Origin of the sequence: Saccharomonospora iraqiensis subsp. paurometabolica YIM 90007, from assembly GCF_000231035.2 — a bacterium.
In the GTDB taxonomy this organism is placed as follows: Bacteria; Actinomycetota; Actinomycetes; order Mycobacteriales; family Pseudonocardiaceae; genus Saccharomonospora; species Saccharomonospora paurometabolica.
Genome location: NZ_KI912250.1, coordinates 133688 through 140647, shown reverse-complemented (window position 1 = coordinate 140647; position 6960 = coordinate 133688). Strand labels below are relative to the sequence as shown.

6 protein-coding genes and 1 pseudogene are annotated in these 6960 nt (G+C 72.5%); 3 read left to right on the top strand and 4 right to left on the bottom strand.

Translation table 11 applies throughout. The features are described from left to right. Positions 1-493, bottom strand: a pseudogene (locus tag SACPADRAFT_RS33135) (aminodeoxychorismate synthase component I); the annotation flags it as partial. Between the two features lie 45 nt (positions 494-538). Between SACPADRAFT_RS33135 and SACPADRAFT_RS0216735 the strand changes: the two are divergent. Then, positions 539-1528, top strand: coding sequence for a DUF4185 domain-containing protein (locus SACPADRAFT_RS0216735; RefSeq protein ID WP_028662522.1), 990 nt, complete (start codon positions 539-541; stop codon positions 1526-1528). A 28-nt stretch (positions 1529-1556) separates the two neighbouring features. Here the strand turns inward: SACPADRAFT_RS0216735 and SACPADRAFT_RS0216730 are convergent, their stop codons facing one another. The 3 genes from SACPADRAFT_RS0216730 to SACPADRAFT_RS28295 form a co-directional block, all read right to left on the bottom strand. Then, on the bottom strand, positions 1557-2222 hold the full coding sequence (locus tag SACPADRAFT_RS0216730) for a glycoside hydrolase family 25 domain-containing protein (RefSeq protein ID WP_007023497.1): 666 nt from the start codon (positions 2220-2222) through the stop codon (positions 1557-1559). A gap of 85 nt (positions 2223-2307) precedes the next feature. After that, entirely contained in the window at positions 2308-3075 is a 768-nt protein-coding gene (locus tag SACPADRAFT_RS0216725) for an ABC transporter permease (RefSeq protein ID WP_007023498.1), read from the bottom strand. Then, positions 3065-4087, bottom strand: coding sequence for a daunorubicin resistance protein DrrA family ABC transporter ATP-binding protein (locus SACPADRAFT_RS28295; protein ID WP_007023499.1), 1023 nt, complete (start codon positions 4085-4087; stop codon positions 3065-3067). Before SACPADRAFT_RS28295 ends, SACPADRAFT_RS0216725 begins: the two co-directional genes overlap by 11 nt. Positions 4088-4165: 78 nt before the next feature. Between SACPADRAFT_RS28295 and metG the strand changes: the two genes are divergently transcribed. Both metG and SACPADRAFT_RS0216710 read left to right on the top strand, forming a co-directional pair. Then, complete coding sequence (gene metG / locus SACPADRAFT_RS0216715) at positions 4166-5983, top strand: methionine--tRNA ligase (protein WP_007023500.1); 1818 nt, start codon at positions 4166-4168, stop codon at positions 5981-5983. Then, positions 5980-6849, top strand: a complete 870-nt coding sequence (locus SACPADRAFT_RS0216710; protein WP_007023501.1) for a TatD family hydrolase — start codon at positions 5980-5982, stop codon at positions 6847-6849. The genes metG and SACPADRAFT_RS0216710 overlap by 4 nt, the downstream gene beginning before the upstream one ends. Positions 6850-6960: the final 111 nt, after the last annotated feature.

Genomic DNA, 6960 nt, shown 5'->3' with positions numbered 1-6960 from the left:
CCGGCCCGGCGGCGCGGGTGCCGTCGGCCCCGTCCGCCCCGTCGCTCAGCAGGGCGTCCAACTCGTCCGCCTGCACCGCCACCGCGTCGTGCCGATCCTCGCCGTCCGGCACCAGCGCCTCGAACCACCACCGTCCGTCGGTGTCCAGCCGCAGCACGTGGTCGCTGAACCCCCAGGCGGCGGTGGGCAGGGCGCACCGCCTGCCCGAGGGGTCGGTGAGGTCGTAGGAGAGGTAGCCGAACCAGCCGCCGCCCACGGTCCCGGCCGGGGCGTCGGTCACCGTGGGCTGCCGGGCGGGCGTGCCGAACGCCTCGGTGGTACCCGCGACGGGGGTCACGCGGACGCTGGGCGCGACTACCGCGCGCGAGTGGAACCACTCGCCGCACAGAGCCGCGGGTGGTGCGAGGCCGAGCCGCGCGGCACGCCGGTCCAGCAGCCACACCGCGCGCTCCGGCGCCACCCGTGCCCGCAACGCCCTCCGAACGACCCGCATACCGGACATTCTCCCCCGTCGGGGGACTCGACTAGCGTCGGCCGCGTGGTGCGTGTGACGGAGACGACCAGGATCGGCCCGGTGACCGGACCCGGGTCGCCGGGCCGCACGGACGAGCGGTTCGCCATCCACGGCACCGACCTCGGCATCGTCTGGGACGCCGGGGACGGTCGGGTGTGCGTGTTGTTCGGGGACACGTTCGGCGCGGGACGGGCCGCCCACGGTGCGGGGCCGGGCCACGCCGACTGGCGCTGCAACGTGCTCGCCTTCTCCGGCACCCGGGATCTGGGCGCCGGGCTGGCCCTGGACGACGTCGTCGCGCGCGGGGACGGCACGGCCGCCCAGGTCCTGCCCTCCGAGCCGGGCCACGAGGTCACCGTCATCCCGAACGGCGGCATCGCGCTCGACGGGACGCACTACGTGCACTACATGTCGGTGCGCGAGTGGGGCGAGCCGGGCCGGTGGCGGACCGACCACGCCGGGGTGGCGGTCTCCGACGACGGCGGCCGTACCTGGCGCAGACCGCGCTCGGCCCGGTGGAAGAACCGGTGGTGGCGCGACGACCCGTTCCAGATCGGGGCCTTCGTCCGCTCCGGCGGGTACGTGTACCTGTTCAGTACCACCCAGGGCCGCTCCGGCGACGGCTATCTCGCGCGGGTCCGCCCGGACGGGATCCTGCACCCCGACCGCTACGGCTACTGGGACGGGACCGGCTGGGGTGGCAGGCAGTCCGCGGCCGCCCCGGTGTTCACCGGGCCGGTCGGGGAGATGTCGCTGGGCTACCACAGCGGCTTCGACCGCTGGCTGCTGATGCACCTCGACGAGTCCCGCAAGGGCCTCGTGCTGCGCAGCGCCGAGGAGCTCACCGGCCCGTGGTCGGCCGGCGAGGTGGTCGTCCCCGCCGCGGAACACCCGGCCGTCTACGGCGGCTACCTGCACCCGTGGTCGCTCGACGGGCCCGACCTGTACTACCTGGTGTCCCAGTGGGGCCCGTACAACGTGTTCCTCACCCGCAGCAGGCTCGCCGCCGGGTGACGCTCGCCGGTCGGCGGGACGGCGGCGGTCACAGCAGCAGGTCGCCCAAGGTGAACGGGTAGACGAGCGCCTCGTGCCCGACCCCGTGTCCCGCGGCGTACTCGTGCGTCCCGAGCCGCGGGTGGAACCATCCCGGCCTGCCGGGGACGCCGTTGTGCCGGGCCAGCGTCAGTATCACGTCGTCGTCGGCCCACCGGTCCGGCCGCAGCCGGTGCCGCCATACCGTGTCGTCGCCGTGGACGAGCACGGTGCGGATCTCGGCGACCCGCCGTACGGTCCGGACCCAGGTGCGGACGAACCGGTCGTCGACCCCCTCGGCACGCACGTCGAGGGACGGCGCCAGCGCGCCCGGCGCGAACGCCCCGAGGTCGAGGCCGGTGCGCACCATGTGCCGGGCCTGTTCCCGGGCCCCTCCGGGGTCGGCGTGATGCCGGAGACCGGCCCGCACCCCGGCCCGCAGCATGTCCCCGAGCAGCCGTGCGGCGGTCGAGGCGACGCCGTTCGGCCCCTCGGTGACGAGGACCGCGACGAAGGCGGGCATGGCGGGTACGGACCGCGCGGACAGCGTCCCGCCGGTGGCGAGGCTGATCCCGGTCGTCGGCACCGGCTCCGCGGTCGTCCCGGACCCGGCGGCCGCACCGGCGGCGACCACACCGTCCGGGTGTGCGGACCCGGTGCCGTCCTCGTCCGCCATGGCGTGAGGCTAACCGCCCGGCCGGTGCCGCGCCCGTGGAATCACCCACGGCGCGACACCGGGACGGGTGTGGCCGCCGCCCGGCTCAGGCGCTCTCCCGGCGGAACGTGCGGGTGCCCCACCAGACGGCGAGCCCGGTGAGCACCACGAGCACGACGCTGCCGGTCAGCAGCGCGTCGATCGTGATCTCGCCGCGGAAGCTCGCCCGCTCGGCCTCGACGACGTGGCTGAACGGGTTGATCCGGGACAGCGTGTACAGCCAGTCCGGGGCGAGCCCGCTGGTGATCGGGATGAGGATGCCGGACAGCAGCAGCACCGGCAGCATCACGGAGTTCAGCAGCGCCGGGAACGCCTGCTCGTTCTTCAGCGTCAGCGCCACCGCGTAGGACGACGACGCCATGGTCACCGCGAGCAGCGCCGCGATCACCAGACTGAGCAGGACGCCACCGACCGGCGCCCGCAGCCCGAACACCAGCATCGCCAGCAGGATCAGCACGCACGCCTGCACCAGCGTCTGCAGCGCGTTGTTGAACACCTTGCCCAGCAGCAGCGCCACCCGGCTCACCGGCGTCACCCGCAGCCGCTCGATCACCCCGTTGCGGTACTCGGCCAGCAGTCCGAACCCGACGAAGGACGTGCCGAACAGCGCCACCATCACGATCAGCGCGGGAGTGAAGATGGTCCAGACGTCTCCGGGCGGGAATCCGGGGGTGTTGGCCACCATCTTCTCCATCAGCGGCCCGAACAGCGTCAGGTACAGCACCGGCTGCATCAGCTGGATGCCCAGCCACGTCGGGTTGCGCACCGACAGGCCGAACTCGCGCCGGAACACCAGCCACAGGTCATGCCACATCGGTGACCTCCTCGATCTCGTCCGCGGAGTTCGGGCCCCGCCCGTCGCCGGGCGGGGCGGACGTCTCCGCCTCGCGCAGGCTGCGGCCCGTCATCGTCAGGAACACGTCGTCGAGCGAGGGCCGGTGCACCTCGATCGAGCGCATCGCGATGTGCGCGGTGTCCAGCACGCGCAGCACCTCGGGCATCGCCGTGTCCCCGCGCGGCACCCGGAACCGGACGACGTCGTCGGCGACGGTGACCTCCCGCGCGCCGTCCAGCCTGTCCACCAGGTCGGCGGTCGCCGCCGCGGCGTCCGGGGCGATACCGATCTCGACCCGGTCCCCGGACACCCGCGCCTTCAGCTCGTCCGGGGTGCCCTCGGCGACGATCGTCCCACCGTCGATCACCAGGATCCGGTCGCAGAGCGAGTCGGCCTCCTCCAGGTAGTGCGTGGTGAGGAACAGCGTGACCCCGTGCTCGGCGCGCAGCGTGCGGATGTGGTCCCACAGGTTCGCCCGGCTCTGCGGGTCGAGGCCGGTGGTGGGTTCGTCGAAGAACACCAGCCGGGGACTGTGCACCAGGCCGAGCGCGATGTCCAGCCTGCGGCGCTGGCCACCGGAGAGCGTCTTGGTCAGCCGCTGTTCGAGCCCGGTGAGGTCGAGCTCCGCGGCGAGGTCGGTGCCGCGCCGCCGGGCCTCGGCCTTCGACAGACCGTAGAAGCGGCCCTGCAGTTCGATCTCCTCGGCCACCCTGCTCTCCGGGTGGGTGCCGCCGCCCTGGGCGACGTACCCGATGTGCCTGCGCACGCCCACCGGGTCGGCCAGCAGGTCCCGGCCGGCCACCTCGGCCTCGCCCGCGGTCGGGCGCAACAGCGTGGTGAGCATGCGCAGCGTGGTCGTCTTACCCGCCCCGTTGGGGCCGAGGAAGCCGACGAGCTCACCCCCGGCCACGTCGAGGTCGACGCCCCGCACGGCGTCGACGGTGCGACCCCGGGCGGTGAACCGCCGCGCGAGGCCGCGTGCCCTGATCATCATGGTCCCCCTTCGTCGGAGCGCGCCGTCGCTCCCTCGCGCGCGTACGGCGCGGTGTCATCCGTAGGCTAAACGGGTATGAGCACCCCTGTGTTGACCGCGGTGGCCTGGCCCTACGCCAACGGCCCCCGCCACATCGGCCACGTGTCCGGTTTCGGTGTCCCGTCCGACGTGTTCTCCCGCTACCAGCGGATGGCCGGCAACCAGGTGCTCATGGTGTCCGGCACGGACGAGCACGGCACCCCCATCCAGGTGCAGGCGGAGAAGGAGGGGATGAGTCCCCAGCAGGCCGCGGACACCTACACCCGGCAGATCGCCGAGGACCTGCGTGGGCTGGGCCTGTCCTACGACCTGTTCACCCGCACCAGCACCGGCAACCATGCCGAGGTCACCCAGCAGATCTTCCTCGCGCTGCACCGCAACGGGTACGTGGTGCCGCGGACCACCACCGGGGCCGTCAGCCCGTCGACCGGCCGCACCCTGCCCGACCGCTACATCGAGGGCACCTGCCCGATCTGCGGCTACGACGGCGCCCGCGGCGACCAGTGCGACAACTGCGGCAACCAGCTCGACGCCGCCGACCTGCGCAACCCGGTTTCCCGGATCAACGGGGAGAAGCCGGACTTCGTGGAGACCGAGCACCTGTTCCTCGACCTGCCCGCCTTCACCGAGACGCTCGGCAAGTGGCTGTCCACCAGGACGGACTGGCGGCCCAACGTGCTGAACTTCACCCGCAACCTGGTGGAGGACATGCGCCCCCGGCCGATCACCCGGGACCTGGACTGGGGCGTGAAGATCCCGCTCGACGGGTGGCGCAACGAGCCGATGAAGCGCTTCTACGTCTGGTTCGACGCCGTGATCGGGTACTTCTCCGCCAGCGTCGAGTGGGCCCGCCGGTCGGGCGAGCCGGACGCGTGGCAGCGGTGGTGGAACAACCCCGACGCCCGCTCGTACTACTTCATGGGCAAGGACAACATCACCTTCCACGCCCAGATCTGGCCCGCGCTGCTGCTCGGGCACAACGGCGAGGGCGACCACGGCGGACAGGCGGGTCCCTACGGCAGGCTGCACCTGCCCGACGAGATCGTCTCCAGCGAGTTCCTCACGATGAGCGGCTCCAAGTTCTCCACCTCGCGCGGGACGGTCATCTACGTGAACGACTTCCTGCGCGAGTTCGGCGCGGACACGCTGCGCTACTTCATCGGCGTCGCCGGGCCGGAGACCCAGGACACCGACTTCACCTGGGACGAGTTCGTCCGCCGGGTCAACTACGAACTGGCCAACGAGTGGGGCAACCTGGTCAACCGCGCGGTCACGATGGCGCACAAGAACAACGGCGGGGTACCCCGGCCGCAGGCGCCGACGCAGGCGGACGAGGACCTCAAGGCCCAGGCCCGCGCCGCGTTCGACACCGTCGGCGCGCACCTGGAGCGTTCCCGGTTCAAGGCGGCGGCGTCCGAGGCGATGCGGGTGGTCTCGGCCGCGAACAAGTACCTGTCCGACCAGCAGCCGTGGAAGCTCGGCGACGACCCCGAGCGCCGGGACAGCGTGCTGCACACCGCGCTGCAGGTGGTCTCGGACGCCAACACGCTGCTCACGCCGTTCCTGCCGCACTCGGCGCAGAAGGTGCACGAGGCCCTCGGCGGCAGCGGGGTGTGGGCGGCCCAGCCGGACCTGTCCGAGGTCGCCGACCTCGATCTGCCCGACCGGACGAACCCGATCCTGTCCGGCGACTATTCCGCCGAACAGGCCCGCTGGTCGTCGGTGCCGATCGAGGTGGGCAGGCCGCTGGCGAAGCCGAGGCCGTTGTTCGCCAAGCTCGACCCGAAGCTGGCCGAGACCGGGCCGGAATGGGCCCCGATCACCAGTCCCGGGAACGGGGACGGTGCCGCATGAGCCGCCGCGAACACCCACCCGTCCCCGACCCGCTCGTCCGGCCGACGGTCGACGCGCACACCCACCTCGATGCCTGCGGTGCGGAGGATCCCGCCCGGGTGCGGGCGGCGCTGGACCGTGCGGAGGTCGCCGGGATCACCCGGGTCGTCACCGTGGCCGACGACCTGGACTCCGCACGCTGGGTCACCCGGGCGGTCACCTGGGACGACCGTCTGTACGGGGCGGTGGCGCTGCACCCGACCCGCACGACCGGTTTCGGCCCCGCCGAGCTGGAGGTGATCGAGGACCTCGCGGCGCACGACCGGGTGGTGGCCGTCGGCGAGACCGGCCTGGACTACTACTGGGACTACGCGCCGCCCGGGGACCAGCAGGAGGCGTTCCGCCGGCACATCGACCTCGCCAAGCGGCTCGGGAAGACGCTGATGATCCACGACCGGGACGCCCACGAGGACATCCTCGCGATCCTGGAGGCCGAGGGCGCCCCGGAGCGGGTGGTGTTCCACTGCTTCTCCGGCGACGCGGACATCGCCCGCCGGTGCGTCGACGCGGGGTATGTGCTCTCCTTCGCCGGGACGGTCACCTTCCGCAACGCGCGGGCGCTGCACGAGGCCGCCCGTCTCGTACCGGACGGGCAGCTGCTGGTGGAGACCGACGCTCCGTTCCTGACGCCTCACCCGTTCCGGGGGCGGCCGAACGAGCCGTACTGCGCGGCGTACACGGTCCGTAATCTCGCCGAGTTACGCGGACAGTCCGAACAGGAGGTCGCCGAGGCGACCGCGCGCACCGCGGAACAGGTGTTTCGCCTGGGCACGGTCGCGGACGCGGTCGCGGGGCGGAGCGCGGGCGGACCCGGGGCGGGGTCGTGACGAAGTTCACGAGTACGGGGGAGGTGTTTGCGCAACCCCCGGATTCTCGTTACGGTCCCGTGACCGTGTCGGGTATTGGTCTGAGACTGACCATCACCCGGTCGGCCCACA